14 protein-coding genes are annotated in these 21,692 nt (G+C 63.4%); 10 read left to right on the forward strand and 4 right to left on the reverse strand.

The features are described 5' to 3' along the window. Positions 1-45: 45 nt before the first annotated feature. The 6 genes from AB688_RS13465 to pgm all read left to right on the forward strand — a co-directional run bounded on the left by AB688_RS13465 (position 46) and on the right by pgm (position 9,960). Entirely contained in the window at positions 46-1,068 is a 1,023-nt protein-coding gene (locus tag AB688_RS13465) for a zinc-dependent alcohol dehydrogenase family protein (protein WP_063544696.1), read from the forward strand. A gap of 474 nt (positions 1,069-1,542) precedes the next feature. Continuing rightward, positions 1,543-2,883: a hypothetical protein gene (locus AB688_RS13470; protein WP_063544698.1), complete on the forward strand. Its 1,341-nt coding sequence runs from the start codon at positions 1,543-1,545 to the stop codon at positions 2,881-2,883. Then, complete coding sequence (locus tag AB688_RS13475) at positions 2,883-4,253, forward strand: aminotransferase class I/II-fold pyridoxal phosphate-dependent enzyme (protein ID WP_063544700.1); 1,371 nt, start codon at positions 2,883-2,885, stop codon at positions 4,251-4,253. The genes AB688_RS13470 and AB688_RS13475 overlap by 1 nt, the downstream gene beginning before the upstream one ends. A 78-nt stretch (positions 4,254-4,331) precedes the next feature. Beyond that, positions 4,332-5,984: a VRR-NUC domain-containing protein gene (locus tag AB688_RS13480; protein ID WP_063544702.1), complete on the forward strand. Its 1,653-nt coding sequence runs from the start codon at positions 4,332-4,334 to the stop codon at positions 5,982-5,984. Beyond that, positions 5,981-8,242: an ATP-dependent DNA helicase gene (locus AB688_RS13485; RefSeq protein ID WP_063544704.1), complete on the forward strand. Its 2,262-nt coding sequence runs from the start codon at positions 5,981-5,983 to the stop codon at positions 8,240-8,242. Before AB688_RS13480 ends, AB688_RS13485 begins: the two co-directional genes overlap by 4 nt. 80 nt (positions 8,243-8,322) lie before the next feature. Then, complete coding sequence (gene pgm, locus AB688_RS13490; protein WP_063544706.1) at positions 8,323-9,960, forward strand: phosphoglucomutase (alpha-D-glucose-1,6-bisphosphate-dependent); 1,638 nt, start codon at positions 8,323-8,325, stop codon at positions 9,958-9,960. Between the two features lie 70 nt (positions 9,961-10,030). Here the strand turns inward: pgm and AB688_RS13495 are convergent, their stop codons facing one another. Continuing rightward, positions 10,031-10,729, reverse strand: coding sequence for a pirin family protein (locus AB688_RS13495; RefSeq protein ID WP_063544708.1), 699 nt, complete (start codon positions 10,727-10,729; stop codon positions 10,031-10,033). A 220-nt stretch (positions 10,730-10,949) separates the two neighbouring features. Here AB688_RS13495 and AB688_RS13500 point away from each other — a divergent pair, with 220 nt between their 5' ends. From AB688_RS13500 to AB688_RS13510, 3 genes are all read left to right on the forward strand, one after another. Further along, the gene (locus AB688_RS13500) at positions 10,950-13,421 is read left to right on the forward strand and encodes a UvrD-helicase domain-containing protein (RefSeq protein ID WP_063544710.1); all 2,472 of its coding nucleotides are present in this window, start codon (positions 10,950-10,952) and stop codon (positions 13,419-13,421) included. A 264-nt stretch (positions 13,422-13,685) separates the two neighbouring features. Beyond that, on the forward strand, positions 13,686-14,114 hold the full coding sequence (locus AB688_RS13505; RefSeq protein WP_054893758.1) for a VOC family protein: 429 nt from the start codon (positions 13,686-13,688) through the stop codon (positions 14,112-14,114). 185 nt (positions 14,115-14,299) lie between these two features. Continuing rightward, positions 14,300-15,976, forward strand: a complete 1,677-nt coding sequence (locus tag AB688_RS13510; RefSeq protein WP_063544712.1) for an MFS transporter — start codon at positions 14,300-14,302, stop codon at positions 15,974-15,976. Between the two features lie 58 nt (positions 15,977-16,034). On the opposite strand, the gene AB688_RS13515 is transcribed toward AB688_RS13510, so the two are convergent. From AB688_RS13515 to AB688_RS13525, 3 genes are all read right to left on the reverse strand, one after another. Next, positions 16,035-16,946 (reverse strand): pyridoxal-phosphate dependent enzyme, encoded by a 912-nt coding sequence (locus tag AB688_RS13515; protein WP_063544714.1) that lies wholly within the window; start codon positions 16,944-16,946, stop codon positions 16,035-16,037. Positions 16,947-16,960: 14 nt separating this feature from the next. Next, positions 16,961-17,665 (reverse strand): helix-turn-helix transcriptional regulator, encoded by a 705-nt coding sequence (locus AB688_RS13520; RefSeq protein WP_063544716.1) that lies wholly within the window; start codon positions 17,663-17,665, stop codon positions 16,961-16,963. Positions 17,666-17,743: 78 nt separating this feature from the next. Further along, positions 17,744-19,447 (reverse strand): amidase, encoded by a 1,704-nt coding sequence (locus tag AB688_RS13525; protein ID WP_063544718.1) that lies wholly within the window; start codon positions 19,445-19,447, stop codon positions 17,744-17,746. 252 nt (positions 19,448-19,699) lie between these two features. Between AB688_RS13525 and AB688_RS13530 the strand changes: the two genes are divergently transcribed. Then, the gene (locus AB688_RS13530) at positions 19,700-21,670 is read left to right on the forward strand and encodes a BCCT family transporter (RefSeq protein WP_063544720.1); all 1,971 of its coding nucleotides are present in this window, start codon (positions 19,700-19,702) and stop codon (positions 21,668-21,670) included. Positions 21,671-21,692: the final 22 nt, after the last annotated feature.

Consider the following 21,692-nt stretch of genomic DNA (forward strand, 5'->3'; position numbering starts at 1 on the left):
GATAAAGTCCGTGGTAATACGAGGTTCACAAAGGCGAGGTATGCGATGTCCCGCATGATCCGTTTCCACAAGTTCGGCCCGGCCGATGTGCTCCGTTGCGAGGAGCAGGCCGAGCCGTCTCCCGCAGCGGGCGAGGTGCAAGTGCGCGTCGAGGCCATCGGCCTGAGCTGGTATGACGTGCTCTGGCGCCAGAACCTGGCACCGTCGCAGGCGCGCCTGCCGGCAGGGATCGGTCACGAAATGGCCGGGGTGGTCACGCAGGTCGGGGAGGGTGTCGACGATATCGTCGTGGGCGACCGTGTTGCCAGTTTCCCGGCGACCAGCCCCAATGAGCATCCGGTCTATGGGGATGTGATCGTGCTCCCCCGCACGGCCATTACCCGCTATCCCGAGCACCTCACCCCGGTCGAGGCCAGTGTGCATTACACACCGCTGCTGATCGCCTACTTCGCCTACGTCGACCTGGCGCGGGCCAAGGCTGGGCAGACGGCGCTGGTTACCGATGCCAGCCATTGCGCAGGGCCCGCCTTCGTGCAGTTGGGCAAGGCCTTGGGCCTGAAGGTGTTCGCCGCCACCAAGGAGCCGGAGCAGCGTGAATACCTGCTGGGTCTGGGGGCTGACAAGGTGATCGTCACCGAGGAGCAGGACCTGCTGATGCAGATCGGCAAATACACCGATGGCCGCGGCGTGGACATGGTCCTGGACGGCATGGGTGGGCCGCAGATGTCGCTGCTCGGCGATGTGCTTGCGCCGCGTGGCAGCCTGGTGCTGTACGGCCTGCAGGGTGGTAACCAGACGCCATTCCCGGCTTGTGCGGCATTCCAGAAGAACATCCAGTTCTACGTGCACTGCATTGGCAACTTCACCGGCAAGCCGGAGCTGGGTATTGCCCAGGACCAGGTCGCGCTGCAGCGGGCGTTGCGAGACATCAATCAGTTCACCGCCGACAAGCTGCTGACGCCACAGATCATCAAGGTCTACCCGTTCGAGCAGGTTGTCGAGGCCCATCGCCTGATGGATGAATGCCCATGTGGTGGGCGGATTGTGCTGGACATGGGATCTGCGTGATTCCAGCGCGTCGAGTTGCATGAAAAACCGGGCTTAGGCCCGGTTTTTTTCTGATATTTCCTACAAAAAATTAATAACTATCCGACGTAATAACACTGCCGCGGCAACGACGGTTAATTGCCACTGCGGCCATGATTCCACGCTTGGGTTTTTCTTTATTGTCTGTAGATCAATGCTGCTCTACTGAATGGTTTTTTTACCAGGATCTGTATCTTTTATTCAGTCGACAACCCTCGATAATGGCGCTGTGATACTTGGCGCGGCTCGGCGGAATCAAGTACGTGGCCACTGCTGTTGAGGCACAGGGCGCATGCAGGGGCATGGTAAATGCCTTTGCTTCCAATGAATGCCGGCCTGTTGTTGCTTAGAAATTTCCTAATGGTTTGTGGGAAAGTTCTTTGAAGTGAATCGCTACTTGTTTCTTATGTCGGTTAATGCCGGCTTTCTTTGTGCTCAAGGAATGGAGTGGGCTATATGAGTAATATCCATGAGCAGGCCATGCACTACATATATCAGCAGGTACTCGATCGTCTGCTGGAGCATATGTCCCAGGCGCAACGGGCCTGCGTGCAATTGCTGATCCAGCGTCTGCTGGTGGCGGCAGGTGGCGTGGAGTACATCGGGGACTTTCGCGTGCTGGTCATACACGGGCATGACCGATGTAACACACGCCTGCTGGCATTTTTACGTGCTGCGCAACTGAGCATCGCGCTGCGAGCGCCCGATACCTTTCGCCTGCAAGTAGTGGTCGCGTGCCAGCCCGCACCGGGGGCAGCAGTGCTTCGCGGCCTGGAGAGCACCTTCAATGCACTGTTCCTGCAGGATGACCCCCGTGTGGAGTTACTGCTGGCTGGCGGCCAACAACTGCAGCCTTTCAGCCGCCACGCCGCGACAGTTGCCGGCACACCGCTGGGGCGCGAGGCGCTGCTGACGTTCGGTCATCTTGCTGCCGGGCGCCCGGAATCCTTGCTAGGCAGCCGTTTGTACCTTGAACTGGCCGAGACGCTGCGCTGCGTCCTGTCCCAAGGGACGCTCCCCAGCGCGCTGGTCACGGCGATCCCGGTGCGGCAGCGGCGTCGGTACCTGGCGTGGAGTCGCACGCTCATGCGCCTGACCGGCGAGCGCGGAAGCCATGCCATACACCAGTGCGCAGCGGTGTTGTGCGAAACGCTGGGGCGCCTGCGAACGCTGGCTGCCAAGCCGACGGAGCATGTCGAGGCAAGAGTCCCGTCATGCCAGAGCGAGGCAACCTTGCGAGTGATCGCGGTCGATGATCTGATCAACGACAGTCGAGCGGACGACACGTTGTTTCACATGCTGGGTATCGAGTTGCCTGTGTCGGCTTGTGAAGAGCCGCTGGCCGCGTTTTTCGACCCGATGTACCTGACACACCTGCAGCGGCTGCGTGATCAATGGCAGTTGGACAAGTGCGACGCCGTCCGCTCGGGGGAGGGCAGGCATCTGTTTCAGGAGGCCTTTGCGATCGACGACAACCAATTGACCTGTCTGTTGTACGCCCCGTTCGCCGAGCAGGGTCGTGGATTGCCGGCATTCCTGCAGCGTTGTCACCCGGCCATGCGTGTCGCACTGCCTTATCTGCACCGCGCGCTTCAGGGGCAGCCCTGCCCGGAAGCCGTGGCCCATTGGCTGATTGGCACCAGCGGGCTGAGCCTGGCACAGCTGCGGGTCATTTATTCGGGTGAGCTGCCGCAGACGGCATCTCGCCTGATGGCAAAGCTGACACGGCGCGATGTGCGGTTGCGATTGCTGGGGCGCCCCTCGCCCCGGGCCGAGATGGCGCAGGCCGCCAGTTGATGGGGCGTTCCGTGCGGCGCGAGTTCGCCTATCAAACGGTCTATCGCTACCTCGAAACGCTGATCAGCCATGCGTGCGAGGGAGGGGACCCGCGCTTGCCATCGCTGCGTGACCTGGCCCGGCGCCTGCGGGTTTCCCTGGCCACGGTGCAGTACGCCTACAGCCTCTTGGAGCGCGAGGGACGGGTACATTCGGTGCCCAAGTCCGGATATTTTGCGCTGGTGCCGGTCGATGGGCGCGCCGGTGCGCCGAGGGCAATTGCCAGATCTGGCCAGTGTGCACCGTTCATTCTCCCGCCATTGCCATGTGGGGCGCTCGAGCCGCTGTTGCTGGCGCATGAGCGGCGTCTGGCGCGTCAATCCGCGACGACGCAGACCGGCAACGCGCTGTTGCGCAGTGCGCTGGCGGCCCGCCATACCCGTTCTTCCAGGCAGTTCTGGCGGGCTGAGGACGTGCATCTGGCAACGGATGTCCAGGCGCTACTGCAGACATTGCTGCTTGCGTTGGACTTGCAGGGCGGCACGGTGCTGGTGGCGACGCCCTGTTGCTGGCAGCAGTTGCAGGTGTTGCAACAGCTGGGAGTGCGGGTTATCGAGTGGCCGTTGGATAACCAGGGGGGGCTGGACCTGGGTACCTTGGCGCAGCTGTTCAAGCGTGAAACCGTGCGCCTGCTGCTCATGCCGTCGTGTCTGGCGACACCTCCCGGACGCCTGATGTCGCTGGAGGAACAGCGTGAAGTGGCGCGTCTGCTCGCGGGATATCCGGCATGGCTGCTGGAAAATGACCTGGATAGCGAGCAGTGTTTTGCCGCGCCACCTGCGACACGCCTGCGCGATTGGGTCGATCCGCACTGGCTGCTGGTCATGGGTTCGCTGGAAGGAATGATCGGTGCCGAAGCGCCCTATGCCTATGTGCTGAGTCGGCATCCAGCAGTGTGTGAGGCTTTCGTGCGCCGCAGCTTTTTGTTGCCCCCTCGGCGCCAACAGGCTGTGGCCTGTCTGCTGACCCGAGGCGATGTGGACAGCCATCTGCAGCAAATGCGCGACCGGCTGGAGTTGCGCATGGCGATTTTATGCCATGCCGTCGAACAGCATCTGGGCAGCCTGTTGGCGTTCAGTGTGCCTGAAGGCGGACGCGTGCTCTGGTGTCGCCTGGACTTGGCAGTGGATGTACGTCAGTTGTTGGAGGCCTCGAGTACCCCGGCGCTGCTGGCGGCGCCTGGAAATCTGTTCAGTTTGCAAGAGAGTTACGATCGCCACCTGCTGCTGGCTTGGCAGGGGGACGATGCAGGCGAGCTGGAGGATGCACTCGGGGAACTCGGGCAGCGGTTGCAGTGCTTGCGTGCCAACGCAAAGGACAGGTCGGACTGACCGTCGATCCGGCGCGCTTGCCAGGCGGCTATATCTGTATGTATAACCAGTGCTCATGCCAGCCTGCGACGCCATGCCGTGATTGCCCATTCCGTCGAAGATCCGCTCTATTACCTGCATAACTTCCGCCAGGTGCTGAGGTGGGTCGAACACCGATACGCCGATATCCTTGACTCGCACGAGCAAGACTTTCTCCGAGTCTTCAGCGGGCTAGCCCAGCCGACGCAGGCACTGCTGGTGCGTATGGTCATGCGCAAAGGCGAGCTGTTTCGCGGCGACCGGCTCGAGTATGCCGAGATCGGCGACACGGACGCGGCCTTGCAGCCTTTGCTCACCCTGGGATGGGTCTGCCCGAGGCCGGTACTGGGTCTGGAACAGCTGTTCGCCTTGTTGCGCCGGGACGAACTGCTCACCTGTTTTGCCGATCACCTGGCCCATCCTCGCGCGACCAAGACCCAGTTGCTGGCCACGCTGCGGCCATTGGACCTGCCGGGCAGGCCTCTTTCTGCCTGGTTCGCGCAGGCGCCGGTGCAGATTCTGCAATGGCGTCTGCAACCCCTGTGCGACCGCCTGCGCCTGTTGTTCTTTGGCAATCTTTATCAGGATTGGTCGGAGTTCGTACTGGCCGATCTGGGCGTGCTGCGCTACGAGCAGGTGAACTTCAGTGCGGATTCACGCGCCTTGCGCCAGCGCGATGAGGTCGATCTGGCGATGGCCTTGCATGCTTGCGCCGAGCGTCTGGAGCAGGGAGAGGCGCCGAGTACGTTGCTGCAGGCACTGGAACGGGTCGACAGCACCAACCCCTGGCTGGCCCGGCGTCGTGCACGTCTGCTGTTTGCAATTGGCCAGCGCTGCGAGCGGCTTGGGCAGTGGGACCTGGCCTTGAGCGTCTACGATGGGCTCGACCACCCCGAGGCGCGCATTCGTCAGGTGCGCGTGCTCGAGCGCAGCGAGCAGTGGCAGAGGGCGCAGGCACTGGCGTCACACATGGCCCAGACCGTGGCCAATCCGCTTGAGAGCCAGGCGTTGGCGCGCATGCTGCCGCGCCTTGCACGCAAGCTCGGAGGGCCGCCCCGACGCCGCCCGTCGCCCGCCGCGCAAACGCTCATCGAACTGGAGTTGCCCGTGGAAATGGCCGAACGGGGTGTGGAGGAGGCGGTGCGCTTGCACTTGGCGCACGCTGACGGCGAGGTCCACTATGTCGAGAATACCTTGTTCAACAGCCTGTTCGGCCTCCTGTGCTGGGAGGCGATTTTCGCGCCACTGCCCGGCGCTTTCTTTCACCCTTATCAGGCGGCGCCGCAGGATTTGCACGACAGTGATTTCCTGACGCGCCGCGCCGCGCTGTTCGAAACCTGTCTGGGGCGGCTCGACGATGGCAACTACCGACAGGCGATACGCGAATGTTTTGCCACCAAGCACGGCCTGCAGTCACCGTTCGTGTTCTGGCAGGTACTGAACGAGGTGCTGCTCGAACAGGCCTTGGCCTGCATTCCTGCCGAGCATCTGAAGCGGTGTTTCCAGCGCCTGCTGCAGGATATTCGCAACAACCGCGCAGGCATGCCCGACCTCGTCCAGTTCTGGCCTGCGCAAGGGCGCTACCGCATGATCGAGGTCAAGGGGCCGGGTGATCGCCTGCAGGATAACCAGTTGCGCTGGCTGGACTTCTGCCGTGAGCACGGCATGCCGGTCGCGGTATGTCATGTGCGGTGGTGCGAGGTTGCGCCGTGAGTCTGAGTGTGGCGGTGCGCGCGCTGTGTGAGTTTGCTGCCAAGGTCGGCGACCTGGACTTGCGCTTTACGCCGTCGCCCACCGCCCAGCAGGGCATCGATGGCCATCGGCGGGTCGTTGCCCGGCGCGGGGCTGGCTACGAGGCGGAGGTGTCGCTGGAGGGCGAGTACCAGGGATTGCGGGTGCGGGGGCGAGCCGATGGCTATGATCCGCTGCGCAATCGTGTGGAAGAGATCAAGACTCACCGTGGCAGTCTCGACCGTCAGCCGGACAACCATCGGCAATTGCACTGGGCGCAGGCCCGGGTCTACGCCTGGCTATTGTGCCAGTCGCGTGGGCTGGAGCGGATCGAGGTCACGCTGGTGTACCTGGATGTCGACAGCGACCGGCAGACCTTGTTCAGCGAGCCGCATCATGCCGCACAGTTGCAGCAGTTCTTCGAGGCCTTGTGCCAGCGCTTTCTTGGCTGGGCACAGGCCCAGGCCGCACGGCTGCGCCTGCGGGACAACGACCTGCAGGGGCTGGCGTTCCCTTACCCACAGTTTCGCCAGGGCCAGCGCCAACTGGCAGAGACCCTGTACAAGGCGGTGGCCACCGGTCGCTGCCTGATGGCCCAGGCCAGCACCGGTATTGGCAAAACGCTCGGCACCCTGTTCCCGCTGCTCAAAGCCATGGCCCCGCAGCAACTGGACAAGCTGTTCTTCCTTACCGCCAAGACACCAGGCCGGGCATTGGCGCTCGATGCACTGCGTCAGATCACCGACACCACCGCACAGCCCAGCCTGCGAGCGCTGGAGTTGATCGCCCGGGACAAGGCCTGCGAATACCCGGGCAGTGCCTGTCATGGCGAGTCCTGCCCGCTGGCCAAGGGTTTCTACGATCGGCTGCCAGCGGCTCGCGAAGCGGCGTCTCAGGTGGTGTTGCTCGACCGTGTCGGGTTGCGCGAGGTCGCGCTGGCACACCAGGTCTGCCCGTACTACCTGGGGCAGGAGATGGCACGCTGGGTCGATCTGGTGGTCGCTGACTACAACTATTACTTCGACGCCCATGCGCTGCTGTTCGGCCTCACCCAGCTCAACCAGTGGCGGGTTGCCGTGTTGGTGGACGAGGCGCATAACCTGGTGGAGCGCGGGCGCGCCATGTACAGCGCCAGCCTCGACCAGGGGCAACTGCTGGCCTTGCGCAAGACCAAGCCGGCGGGCTTGAGCGGTGCACTGGAGCGCCTCAATCGCCAGTGGAATGCGCTGTACAAGGCTCAGGTGGCACCGTACCAGGCGAGTGAGCAACTGCCCGAGGCGTTCCTGCGGGCGTTGCAACAGTGCATCGGCCTGATTCAGGAGGGCATGGAGCAGGCGCCTGCGCACATCGAGCCGCAGGTTCTGCAGTTCTACTTTCAGGCTCTGCAGTTCAGCCGTGTGGCCGAGCTGTTCGATGAGCATTTCCTGTTCGATATCAGCCTGCGCAACGGCCCGCGCAGCCGTCGTCTGGCGACGCTGACGCTGCGTAATGTGGTGCCCGCGCGCCTGCTCGGCCCACGCATGGCTGCGGCGCGCAGTGTCACGCTGTTTTCGGCGACGCTGGGGCCACGACGGTTCTACGCCGACTTGCTGGGCATGCCGGCGGATACCGCCTGGCTGGATGTGGCCGCGCCATTTCGTGCCGAGCAGCTGCAGGTGCGTATCGTCAGTGAGGTCTCGACCCGTTTTCAGCAGCGCAAAGCGTCCCTGGCGCCGATCGTCGGGCTGATCGGCGAGCAGTACCAGCGTCAGCCGGGCAACTACCTGGCGTTCTTCAGCAGCTTCGAATACCTGGAGCAGGTGATGGCCCTGTTTGCCGAACGCTATCCCGAAGTGCCGTACTGGCGGCAGGCGCCGGGCATGGACGAGGCCGCACGCGAGGGATTCCTGGCGCGTTTCGTGGCGGATGGGCGAGGGATAGGCTTCGCCGTGCTGGGTGGGGCCTTCGCTGAAGGGGTAGACCTGCCAGGCACCCGGCTGATTGGTGCTTTTGTCGCCACCCTGGGGTTGCCTCAGGTCAATCCGGTCAACGAACAGTTCAAGCAACGTCTGGCCCGGCAGTTTGGCAGCGGGTTCGACTACGCGTACCTGTACCCTGGCGTGCGCAAGGTAATCCAGGCGGCCGGTCGGGTCATTCGCGGCGACCAGGACCGTGGCGTGCTGTTCCTGATCGATGAGCGTTTCAATGAGCCGCGAGTACAACAGATGTTTCCCATTTGGTGGCAGACCGCTATCAACTGAGCCAGCCCCATCGCGCGCCGTTGCAACTCCCAGTACACTGCGCGTTCCAACATCTACATCCGTTGAACTCGAGGTTTTGCATGACGCTCAGTCCTTTGGCAGGCAAGCCGGCTCCGGCCAGCGTGCTGGTCGATATTCCCCGCCTGTTGACCGCCTACTACACCGGTCGCCCGGACGCTACGGTCGCGTCGCAGCGCGTGGCCTTCGGCACTTCCGGACATCGAGGCACCTCGTTCGAGTTGAGCTTCAACGAGCATCATGTGCTGGCGATCACCCAGGCGATTTGCCTGTACCGCCAGGAGAAGGGCATCGATGGCCCACTGTTCATCGGGGCTGACACCCATGCCTTGTCGGCGCCGGCCACGGCCAGCGCGCTGGAGGTCCTGGCGGCCAATGGCGTGCAGGTGCGGTTGTCCAAGGACGACGAGTACACCCCGACCCCGGCGGTGTCCCATGCGATTCTGTGCTACAACCGCGGGCGTCAACAGGGCCTGGCCGACGGGATCGTCATCACCCCCTCGCACAACCCGCCCCAGAGCGGTGGTTTCAAATACAATCCGCCCAATGGTGGCCCGGCCGACAGCGATGTGACCAAGTGGGTCGAAGCCAAGGCCAACGAACTGCTGGCCGCAGGCCTTGAGGGTGTCAAGCGCATTGACTACGCCCAGGCTCTGCAGGCGGCCACCACACAGCGTCACGACTATGTGAACAGCTACGTGGCAGACCTGGAAAACGTCATCGATTTCGAGGTCATCCGCAATGCCAACCTGCGCCTGGGTGTCGATCCGCTGGGTGGCGCGGGCGTGCGCTATTGGTCGGCGATTGCCGAGCGATACCAGTTGAACCTTGAAGTGGTCAACACCGAGGTCGACCCGACCTTCCGGTTCATGACCGTCGACTGGGACGGGCAGATTCGCATGGACCCTTCGTCGCCACACGCCATGCAGGGCCTGATCGGCCTGCGCGAGCGTTTCGACGTGGCCTTTGCCTGCGATCCGGACCATGACCGCCACGGTATCGTCACCAGTGACGGCCTGCTGCAGCCGAACAACTACCTCGCCGTGGCCATCGATTACCTGTTCCGCCATCGCCCGCAGTGGCGCAACGACGCCGCTGTCGGCAAGACCGTGGTCAGCAGCTGCATGATCGACCGGGTTACCGAGCGGCTAGGGCGCAAGCTGCATGAGGTGCCGGTGGGCTTCAAGTTCTTCGCCCAGGGCTTGTTCGAGGGCTCGCTCGGTTTTGGTGGGGAGGAGAGTGCGGGGGCTTCGTTCCTGCGTCTGGACGGGAGCGTCTGGGCGACCGACAAGGATGGCCTGATTCCCGCCTTGCTGGCGGCCGAGATGACTGCACGCACAGGACGCAATCCGAGCCAGGCCTACGCCGATCTCACCGCAGCCCTGGGCAAGCCCTACGCCACCCGCGTCGAGGCCAAGGCCGATGCGCGGCAGAAAGCGCTGCTGAGCAAGCTGGCGCCTGAGCAGGTGAAGTCCACCGAGCTTGCCGGCGAGCCGATCCAGCAGATCCTCAGCCACGCACCGGGCAACGGCCAGGCCATCGGCGGCCTGAAGGTGATGACCGCCAATGGCTGGTTTGCCGCGCGTCCTTCGGGTACCGAGGACATCTACAAGATCTACGCCGAAAGCTTCATTGACGAGGCGCATCTGCAGCGCCTGGTGCAAGAGGCCCAGGCACTGGTGGATGCGGCGATCAGCTGATTGCCTACGCGCATACCGAACCGTGCTTTTTGCGGGCCAGCCCGCGAAAAGCACGGTTCGGTCATCTGCCTTAGGCCACGTCCACCAGCACGATCTCGCTGTCCTCGAGCGCCGTGACGCGCAGCACTTCTTCACCCTCCACGGCAACCCCGTCCCGGGCTTTGGCGCGCACGCCATTGGCCTCGACCACGCCTTTGGCCGGAACCAGATAGCCACGTCGTCCGGCATCGAAGCGGTACTCGGCGCTCTCGCCGGCGCGCAGGGTCGCGGCCACCAGCCGGGCGTCGGCGCGGATGCGCAGGGCGTCCTGGTCCTCGACACGGCCGCTGGCCAGGGTCACGAAGCCTTCGCCGCGGTCACCTTTGGGGAAGGGCCGAGTGCCCCAGGACGGCGCCTCTCCGACCTTGTCCGGCACGATCCAGATCTGGAAAATGCGGGTGTCGACCTTCTCCAGGTTGTACTCGCTGTGCACGATACCCGTGCCCGCACTCATCACTTGCACGTCACCGACTTCGGTGCGGCCTTTGTTACCCAGATTGTCCTGGTGGCTGATTGCACCTTCGCGCACGTAGGTGATGATCTCCATGTCCCGGTGCGGATGCGGCGGGAAGCCACTACCGGCGGCGATCAGGTCGTCGTTCCACACGCGCAGGTTGCCCCAGTGCATACGTTCTGTGTCGTAGTACTCGGCAAAGGAAAAGTGATGATGGGCGTCCAGCCAGCCGTGGTTGGCATGGCCGAGGCTTTCGAAGGGGCGCAGTTGCAGCATGATCAGGGTCCTCGGTAGATGGGAATGGGCTCATGATGCCTCTTTCAAGTATCGAAAATAAGCGTAAATATCGGCTTGTTTTTATCTGATAAATAGATGTTTTTCGTTATGGTACTTTCTGCGTTTCATCGCCTAATCCCATGATCTGCAAGCATTAGCTGGCACTTTTCAGCAGTTCGGTGGAACATGCTCTACTGATTCGATTAGCAATGGAGTGACCGTGTCTCTCGAGCAGCCCCCGGCGCCACCGGACCTGACCCCGCCCGCGCAATTACCCTGGTTGCGCCGCCTGGCCGCACGCCTGCTTGGGCGAGGATTGAGCCGTTTGCAGGCGCAGCACCGCGACTCATGGTTCCTCGGCCACGCCACCGGCCAACGCAGCGGGCACGCCGATGGCCTGCGTGACGGCTACGAACGTGGCCGTGCCGAAGGGTACGAGGCCGGGCGGCAGGTCCTGGTGATCCGCGACAGCCGCCCTGACAGCGCTGCAGTGCCAGGCCAGGATGACAAGCTGTTCGACGACTGGCGCCTGCCGCTGACAGCAGAGCTGAAGAAACGCTTCAAGGCCGATGTCGTCCAGCGCCTGCCTGCCGACGCCCAGCCCAGCGCCGCGCAATGGAAGCTGATCTTCAGCGACACGCCATCTACCTGCGTGGTGGCGGGTGCCGGTGCCGGCAAGTCCACTTCGCTGGTGCTGCGTATCCTGCTGCTGCGCCACTACCTGGGCTTCGAGCTGGACGCCATGACCGTGGTCACCTTCACGCGTGAGTCGCGCAAGGACTTCATCAAGCGGCTGGTGCAGGTCTTCGCCATCTGGCAGATCGACCTGCCGCCGGCCCGTGCTCGTGACCTGGTTCGCACCTTCCATTCGCGCATCCTGCCGCTGGTGCGCAGCCTGCCGGGGTTCTCCCAACTGCGCGCATTCGAGACACTGGGTAACGACCTACCGGCTGGCAGCGAAGCCGAGAGCGAAGGTAATCCTTTCGACCTGCGCCTGAACGATGCCCAGCGCCACCAGCTCAATCTGTGTTATAGCGACCTGCTGCGTGACAGCCCACGCTTTGTCGAACTGGTCGCGACGATGCGCCGCGAGGCCCTGCAGCTCAAGCCCCTCGATCCGGATCATCCCGATGTGCAGAAGCGCGTGCAGGTGACTCAACTGGCTGCCCAGCGCGACGAAGAACTGTGCGACGTGATCGAAGACCTGTGGTTCGCTGCGGGCGCCTGGCCGATCAAGGGCATCGAGCCCTGTCGGGAAACCGTGCAGATCCGTGGCCAGCGTTTCCATGTGCACGGGCGTCTCGAAGGGCTTGATGCCTGGGTGGTGCTGGGCTTCGATCCGTCGGAAAGCGCCCAGTACCAGCGTGCCAACGCCAAGCTGTCGGTGCGTGCCGAGTGGGCTGTAAAGCGCACGTTGTTTCAAGCTTTCTGTGATAAGTCATTGATTTGGCTTGATAACTATACTTCGGCAAAACGCCTCGCCGCGTCGCTGGCGGGTGATGCGGTGGCGGGGCCTGGGTTCGAGTTCAAGGTCAAGGGCGAACTGGCCCCTGCGCCGTTGCTCGATGCCTTCGTCGGTGCGGCGAGCTTCATCGAGAACCTGGGGCTCGAGGTGGGGAGCGCCGTGGCTCGCATGAGCTTTGCGCCAGGCGACAGCGATGCGCCGTTTTTCGAAGCCCTGGCCCTGTACTGGAAGGCATTGGAAGCTCACCTGCTTGGGCAGTCGCCGCCAGTGATGACCTATAACCGCATGTTCGCCCTGTTCGGCGAGAACAACCCCGAGAACCTGCAACTGTTGCCAGACCCGCTGCTACGCCCGCTGGCGCACTTGATGATTGACGAGTTCCAGGATGTTTCGCCACAGATCGTCAGCTGGTTGCGCGCTACATTGGGCGAGATCCGCAGGCGTGGCCCAGGCATGCATACCGGGCGCAACGCCGGGCATTCGTCGTTGATGTGCGTGGGTGATGACTGGCAGTCGATCTATGGCTGGCGCGGCAGTTCACCGAAGTACTTCATGGAGTTTGGCAAGACCTTCCCATCACCGGCCAATACCCGGGTGATGCTGGTCGAGAACTACCGGAGCCAGCAGCACATCATCGATGCGGCCGAACACCTTGTGCGCGGTACAACGGCGATCAACGGCAAGAAAGCCAGGGCGTGCGGTGGCGCCGCCGCGCTGCCACTGTCGCCAGTCAAGGTGTTCGAGCGCGACGAAGCCGCTCTCGGGCAGACCCTGATCGAGCATTACCAACGGGGCGAAACGGTGATGATGCTGTTTCGAAAAAGTAGCGATAAGTCACTGATTTCAAATCATATAGATGCGATTGTCAGGGCTGATTCGAGCCTGCCGCCTGAGCAGCGTCGTCTGCGTCAGCTCACCTATCACAGCGCCAAGGGCCTGCAGGCCGATGCCGTGTTCATGCTTGGTGATTGTCAGTACCTGACCAGTTCACCCTACAAGAACCAGGTGTATCGCATGGCCGGGTTAGGGCGTACCGGGGATGCACAGCCGTTCGACAGCGCGCAGAAAGACGAAGCGCAGCGCCTGGCCTACGTCGGGGTGACGCGGGCGATCAGGCACTGCTATTGGCATGTGGACGCTGTCAGCGGCGAGGCGGCGGCGCTGCATCGTGCGTCCAGCCAGGTACAGGGACGGCAAGCCTTCTTCGAGGACTTGCGCGGCCAGTGAGGGTGGACAGCGTCAGGGGGTTTCGACCTCACGGGTCAGGCTGTCGAACAGGCCGCGCTCGACGCTGGCCTGCTCATCGCGCAGCGCGTTGTATGCCGCCTCGTGTGCGACAGAAACCGCTGATGCCCTTCCGCTCCGAAAGGCTGGCTTGCAGGGCGCGCGCGCCTGTAGATGGCTAGCACCTGATCGTGAATTGTCCTGTCTGCGAGGGATCGGTTATGGTGCTGCGATACCCTTTCGGAGCGACGAGCAGGAGCTGCACCCATGCGTCCCTTTGCCATTCGTCATATCGATCATCTGGTGCTGCGAGTGCGCGATCTTCAGCGCAGTGTCGCCTTTTACCGTGATGTGCTTGGCTGCCGGGTGAGCAAGGAGCGGCCGGACTTGGGCATGATCCATCTGGCCACCGGTACCGCGATGATCGATCTGGTAAGCCTGGACGGTGAGCTGGGACGCCCGGGCGGTGCTGCGGCAGGCGAGAGCGGGCGTAACCTGCATCACTTCTGCCTGCGTATCGAACCGTTCGACGAGCAGGCGTTGACCCGCTATCTGCAAGCCGCCGGGGTTGCGGTCGATGCCGCCGAAGTGCGATACGGCGCCGAGGGCGAGGGCCTGTCGCTGTACTGTTATGACCCCGATGGCAACCAGGTCGAGCTGAAAGGGCCTGTTGGCGAGCAGGCTACCCGTCCCTAGCGTCATCAAGGGCGCAGTGGATATCCGCGTAATCCCGATTATGCTTCAACGTACCTTGCTGCGATTCTGGGCAGCCCGCCCTGTCGTGCTTCGCGCAACCGTAGTCCTGCTTAGACCCGGGGCCAGGGTGCGATGCTGTTTTTCTGAGGTACTCCGGCCTGACAAGAACAAGACGGAGGCAACCCATGGCGGCAATCGACAGCACATCGACGGGCAGTGCGCCCCAACGCGGCATCAGTCGGGAGGAGCGCAAGGTCATCTTCGCCTCGTCCCTGGGCACCGTGTTCGAGTGGTACGACTTCTACCTTTACGGCTCGCTGGCGGCGATCATCGCCAAGCACTTCTTCGCCGGCGTCAACGAAACCACCTCGTTCATCTTCGCCTTGCTGGCGTTTGCCGCAGGCTTTGCCGTGCGGCCGTTCGGGGCCGTCGTGTTCGGCCGACTCGGCGACATGATCGGGCGCAAGCACACCTTCCTCATCACCATCATCATCATGGGCCTGTCCACTGCCGTGGTCGGGATATTGCCCAGCTATGCCAGCATCGGCGTGGCGGCGCCGATCATTCTCATCTCCCTGCGGCTGCTGCAAGGCCTGGCGCTGGGCGGCGAGTACGGTGGCGCAGCGACCTACGTGGCCGAGCACGCACCGCCTGGCAAGCGTGGCTTTTTCACGTCGTGGATCCAGACCACCGCCACCTTGGGCCTGTTCCTGTCGCTGCTGGTGATCCTGACCTGCCGCACGGTGATGGGTACCGAAGCGTTCGAAGCCTGGGGCTGGCGGATTCCGTTCCTGATCTCGATCCTGCTGCTGGTGATTTCGGTGTACATCCGCATGCAGCTCAACGAGTCGCCGGTGTTCCTGAAGATGAAGGCCGAGGGCAAGGCGTCCAAGGCGCCGCTGACCGAATCCTTCGCGCGTTGGTATAACCTCAAGGTGGTGATCATGTCGCTGCTCGGCGGCACTGCCGGCCAGGCCGTGGTGTGGTACACCGGGCAGTTCTACGCGCTGTTCTTCCTGTTGCAGACCCTGAAGATCGACCCCCAGACCGCCAACTTGCTGATCGCAGGTTCGCTGTTGATCGGCACGCCGTTCTTCATCCTGTTCGGCAGCCTGTCCGATCGCATCGGGCGTAAGAAGATCATCATGGCGGGCTGCATCATTGCCGCGCTCACCTATTTCCCGATCTTCAAGGGCCTGACCGAGTACGGCAACCCGGACGTGTTCGTCGCTCAGGAGCAGAATCCCGTCGTGGTGGTGGCCGACCCGGCGCAGTGCTCGTTCCAGTTCGATCCCGTGGGCAAGGCCAAATTCACCAGTTCCTGCGATATCGCCAAGAGCCTGCTGGCCAAGCGGGCCATTCCCTATGACAACGAACGTGCACAGCCCGGCAGTGTGGCGCAGGTGCGTATCGGTGAACGGGTCATTGCAAGCTTCGAAGGCACAGGGTTGGCGGCGGCCGAGCTCAAGGCCCAGGGCGATGCGTTCACCGCGACCCTGACCGGCGCGCTGAAGGAGGCCGGCTATCCCGAAAAGGCTGACCCGGCGAAGATCCATTACCCGATGGTGTTGCTGCTGCTGACCCTTCTGGTGATCTACGTGACCATGGTCTACGGCCCCATCGCTGCCTGGTTGGTGGAGCTGTTCCCGGCGCGTATCCGCTACACCTCGATGTCGCTGCCTTACCACATCGGTAACGGCTGGTTCGGCGGTTTCCTGCCGACGGTGGCCTTTGCCATGGTGGCGGCCACGGGGGATATCTACTACGGGTTGTGGTACCCGATCGTCATCGCGGTGATGACCGCGGTGCTGGGTATCTTCTTCCTGCCTGAGACCAAGGACCGGGATATCAACCACGCCTGAAGAAACGGCCACTCCTGCAGGTTTTGCAGGAGTGGCCTTGTTTCGCGAGCACTGGCCGCTAGGCTGCAAGCCAGTCGCGAATCTGCTCCAGCGTGGCAGTCGCGCCACCGCAGACGATCATCAGCACGTTGCTGTACTGCGCCAGGCGCTCGGGTGCGTAGGCCAGGGCCAGCGCTGCGCCGCAGGCAGGTTCTACCAGTATTCGGTGATCGTGCAGGAAGCGCTCGCAGGCCTGGAGCGCCGCATGGTCGGTTACTCGCTCGCTGTGCAGTGGGTGGTTTTGTGCGCAGGCCAGCGCCTGGTCCGCCACACGCTTGGCGCCCAGCGAGGTGGCCACCGAAGTGATGGCCGGCAGTTCCACCGGATGGCCCGCAGCGATGGCGGCGTGCAGTGATGCGGCACCGTCGGTTTCCACCGCCAGCACAGGCACGTCGTGCCAGCCATTGCGCTTGAGCCCCTCGACCACGCCGCTGAGCAGTCCGCCGCCCCCTACCGACAACACCACTGCATCGGGTTTGAGTCCGGCCTGGGCGACTTCGTCGATCATGCTGGCATGTCCGGTCCACAGCAGCGGGTCGTCGAACGGGTGGATGAATGCATCACCCGGGCCCAGCAAGCCTTGCGCATGCTGGTTGGCTTCTTGCCACGAGCTGCCTTTGACCACGACCTGGGCGTCTTCGAGTTTCAGCAGTTCGATGGCGCGCGTGCTGGTGGTTTCCGGCACCACCACGGTTACCGGCACGCCGAGCCTGCGCCCAGCATAGGCCACGGCGAGGCCGGCGTTGCCTCCGGAAGACGACACGAAGTGCCGGGCGCCACGCGCATGGTGCACTTCGCAGGCATGGCCTACGCCGCGCAGCTTGAACGAGCCAGAGGGCTGCAGGGCCTCGAGCTTGAGCCACAGGGTACGGCCGGCGGCCACTGACAGCGGGCGGGATTCGATCAAAGGGGTCTGGATATGCAAGGTCATGGCGGGCTCCGCATTCAGCGTTCGCGGGCAGCCGGCGTGGCGTCGCCGCGCAGCTGCTCCAGGTAGTTGTAGATGGTGTAGCGGGTCACGCCCAGAGCGTCGGCAGCCTTCTCCACGCCACCTTTGACGATGAACAGGCCGCGCTCCTGCATCACTCGTACGGCCTCGACCTTGGCTTGCTTGTTCATCCGCCCTCGGCCTGAGCGCTGCAGCGAGTCCTGGATGATTTCGCTCATCAGCAGCGTCATGTCGGCCGCCTCACGGGGCGGGTGTGTGTCCGGGAGGGCACCGAGTGGCTGAAAGTGCTGGAGAAAGGTCATGGCGGCATCGAGGCCGGTGATGTCGGTGTTCACGCACAGGCTGGCGAACGGGTGGCCACCGCTGTCGCGAAAGATTGCCGTGGCACTGCGCAGCGTGCGCCCCTTGAGGGTTGTGGGGTAGTCCGGCAGCACCACCGGCTCGCAGCCGTCCTGAGTACGGCCGGCGTGCATCAGTGCCTTGAAGCCTTGGTCCTGTTCCGGTGCGGCCAGGATCGGGCTGCCCACTCGACGGCCCGAAAGATGGCCGTTGACGATGGCGATCACCGAGTGCTCGGGATTGTCGAGGTCGTGCAGGAGGATTTCCAGGTTGCGCGGCGCAACGCTGCCCAAGGCCTGGAGCGCAGCCTTGAGGACGGTGAGGGTGAGATGGCGTTCTTGCTGAAGGGGGAGTGCGGGCATGGGAAATCGCCAGATTCTTAATTGTGTTGAATTTTACACAAATAGTTGAATCTGGCGAGTGTGGATTGCGCTTGAACTTCAGCTCAGTGGTGGGGTGCGCGGTGGAATCACCCGCCGCGAGCCGGTGGCTTCAAAACCTGCAGCAAAGCGCAGCAAAGCATTGTCGTCATAGGCCCGGCCAGCGAAGGTCAGGCCTACTGGCATGCCGATGTCGGCCATCACGCCCATCGGTACGGTCACTGTCGGCACACCCAGATGACGGATTGCCAGGTTGCCATTGGCGACCCAGATCCCGTTGCTCCAGGCGATGTCTGCCGAGACTGGGTTGATATCGGCATCGGCCGGGCCGACATCGGCGACGGTGGGGAACAGCACCGCGTCCAGCTTGTGCTCGTCCATCCAGTCTTCCAGGTCCATCTTGCGCGTTTGCTCCAGGCCGCGCAGGCCGTCCGGGACGGTAGCGATCTGGTCCCAGGACTTGAGGCCACGCTTGGCCATGTTGACGTATTCGTCCATGCCGGCCGCCAGGTCGTCTTCGCGGTTGGGCAGGGTGCCCGGATCGTGCGGGAAGATCTTCGGCCCGTCGACGTCAGCCAGGCGGTTCAGCTTGGGGTCGTTGTTGGCGCGCAGGAAATCGTCGAACGCCCAGCCGGACAATTCCCACAGCTCGTCATGCAGGAATTCCTTGCTGACGATACCGCGGTTGTACACGGTCGGCGCACCCGGACGATCACCCTCGCAGTTGGAGACCAACGGGAAGTCGGTTTCGACCACTTCGGCGCCTGCCGCCTCCAGCGCTTTGCGGGCCTGCTCCCAGAGGTCGATGACGCTGGCGCGGGTGTTGATGCGCTGGCCGGTCGGGCCACCAATGCCGGGTTTTTCCGAAGTGCCGGCCTCGGCGTCGGCATTGATGTACATGCGCGGTACGGCAAAGCGCTTGCCTTTGAGCGCGCCGGCGCCGACGGCCAGGTCGAGGTAACTGGCGGGGCGCACGCTCGAGGCTGCCGGGATTGGCACCCAGGGTTGCATGCGCCAAAGGTCGCCACGGGTGTCGGCGTCGTCGGCCACCACCACGTCGAGAATTTCCAGCAGATCGGCCATGGTCCGTGCGTAAGGCACGACCACATCCATGGTTGGCGTGAGCGGCCAGTTGCCGCGCACCGAGATCACCCCACGCGATGGGGTGTAGGCGCACAGGCCGTTGTTCGACGCCGGCCCGCGACCGCTCGACCAGGTTTCCTCGGCCAGGCCGAAGGCGCTGTAGCTGGCCGCCGTGGCGGTACCGGCGCCGTTGGAGGAGCCAGAGGCGAAGGGGGCGGTGAGGTAGGCCGCGTTGTACGGGCTTTCGGCGCGGCCGTAGACGCCGCGCTGCATGCCGCCGTTGGCCATGGGCGGCATGTTGGTCTTGCCCAGGCAGATCGCGCCTGCAGCGCGCAGGCGCTCGACGGTGAACGCGTCGCGCTGGGCGACCAGATGCTCGAACGCCGGGCTGCCGGAGGCGGCGGTCAGGCCCTTGACCAGGTAGCTATCCTTGGCGGTGTAGGGGATGCCGTCCAGCGGGCCAAGCGTGGTGCCGGCGGCGCGGCGGGCGTCGGAGGCCTCGGCCTCCCTGAGCGCTTCGGGGTTGCGCACCACGACGGCGTTCAGCGCGGTGGCGGTGTCGGCTCCATCATAGGCGTCGATACGGGCCAGGTAGGCCTTGATCAGTTCGACCGCCGTCGTGCGGCCGGACTCGAGCGCGTTGCGCAGCTCGGCAATGGAAACCTCGGTTACCTCGATCATGCTGTCACCAAAATGTACAGGTGGATTTTATGCAGGCGAGTGTACAAGAAGCCCTGCGCGGGCGCAGGTTTGCACCAGGGAAAAACCTGTTTGCAGCACGGCATGTGCGGGCAGGAGGGCGTGTGTTCAGGAGGGGAGCGCTTTGAAAAATTCAGAAACATCCGATATGTCACGACGAGCAAAACCATCAGCGTCTACCGTTTGTCGTAGCTAACCGTGCGCATGAAGCGCCCTGATGGAGATTACCCGTACATGGCAAGTCCGCCCGAGCAACCTCGCAAGCCCACCATCAACCCACCGGTTTTCTGGATTTCCTCGGTCCTGCTGCTGATTCTGGTGCTGTACGCCAGCGTGTTCCAGGCCCATGCACAGGCGTTGTTCGCACATATCCAGGGCTGGATCATCGTCAATGTCAGCTGGTTCTACATTCTCGGTGTGGCGCTGATTCTCGGCACTGTGGTGTTTCTGGGCATCAGTCGCTACGGCGATATCAAGCTCGGCCCCGACCACAGCACCCCCGACTACAACAATGCCACCTGGTTCGCCATGCTGTTCTCCGCAGGCATGGGCATCGGCCTGATGTTCTTCGGTGTCGCGGAGCCTGTGATGCACTTCCTCAAGCCACCGCTGGGTGAGGGCGGCACGGTGCTGGCGGCGGGCGAGGCAATGCGTATCACCTTCTTCCACTGGGGGCTCCATGCCTGGGCGATCTACGCCATCGTCGCGTTGATCCTGGCCTATTTCAGCTATCGCCATGGCTTGCCGCTGACCCTGCGTTCGGCACTCTACCCGCTGATCGGCGAGCGCATCCACGGGCCACTGGGGCACGCGGTCGACATCTTTGCGATCATCGGCACGGTGTTCGGCGTCGCCACTTCGCTGGGCTTTGGCGTGTCGCAGATCAACACCGGGCTCAATGCCCTGTTTGGTGTGCCGGTATCCATTCCGGTGCAGATCGCGCTGATCATCGGTACTACGTTCCTGGCCACGTTGTCGGTGATGTCCGGGCTGGACAAGGGCATTCGGCGGTTGTCCGAGCTAAATCTGGGCCTGGCGGTGCTGCTGTTGCTGATGGTGATGCTGCTAGGGCCGACCGTGCTGATCCTGCAGACCTTCGTACAGAACACGGGTGGCTACCTGAGCGAGATCGTCAGTCGCACGCTCAACCTCTACGCCTATCAGCCCACCGACTGGATCGGCGGCTGGACCCTGTTCTACTGGGGCTGGTGGCTGGCCTGGTCGCCTTTTGTCGGGCTGTTCATCGCGCGCATCTCGCGCGGGCGCACCATCCGTGAATTCGTGACCGGGGTGCTGCTGGTGCCGACTGCGTTCACCCTGCTGTGGATGACGGTGTTCGGCAACACAGCGATCCACATGATCCTTGACGAGGGGTTGACCGACCTGGCCGCGGCGGTGGAGCAGGATACGTCGCTGGCGCTGTTCGCCTTCCTCGAGCATTTCCCCTTCGCCAGCATCATCAGCACCCTGGCGGTGATCATGGTGGTGGTGTTCTTCGTCACCTCGGCCGATACCGGCGCGATGGTGGTGGACATGCTGGCCTCCGGCGGCAAGGAAGGCACACCGATCCGCCAGAGGATCTTCTGGGCCTCAAGCATGGGTATCGTCGCCATCGCACTGCTGCTGGCCGACGGCCTCAAGGCGCTGCAGACCGCGACCATCGCCAGTGCGCTGCCGTTTACCCTGGCGTTGCTGCTGAGCATGCGCGGGCTGCTCAAGGCGCTCAAGCTCGACGCCACCAAGCGTGACCTGCGCTACCAGGCGCTGGCGATCTCGCCAACCGCTTCGCGTGCTGCGGGCAACTGGCAGCGACGTCTGCGCACCCTGGCGATGTTCCCGCGTCGTTCACATGTGCAGCGCTTCATCGCTGACGTAGCGCTGCCGGCCTGCCAATCGGTGGCCGAGGAGTGGCGTCGCCAGGGTTATGAATGCAGTGTCGAGGAAGGCGAGGCTGGCCGAGTGACGCTCAAGGTCGGGCCGAGCGATGAGGTGTTCGTCTACGAGATTCGCCCACGCGCCTATGCCATGCCCAGCTTCGTCCTGAGCGATGCCGCCGGGGAGGAGCGCAAGTACTTCCGTGCCGAAGTGCACTTGCGTGAGGGCGGGCAGGACCACGATGTGATGGGTTGGTCGAAGGACGAAGTGATCGGCGACATTCTCGATCACTTCGAACGGCACCTGCACTTCCTGCACCTGGTGCGTTGACGCGTACCTGTGGGAGCGGGTT

Source organism: Pseudomonas putida (genome assembly GCF_001636055.1).
Classification (GTDB): Bacteria; Pseudomonadota; Gammaproteobacteria; order Pseudomonadales; family Pseudomonadaceae; genus Aquipseudomonas; species Aquipseudomonas machongensis.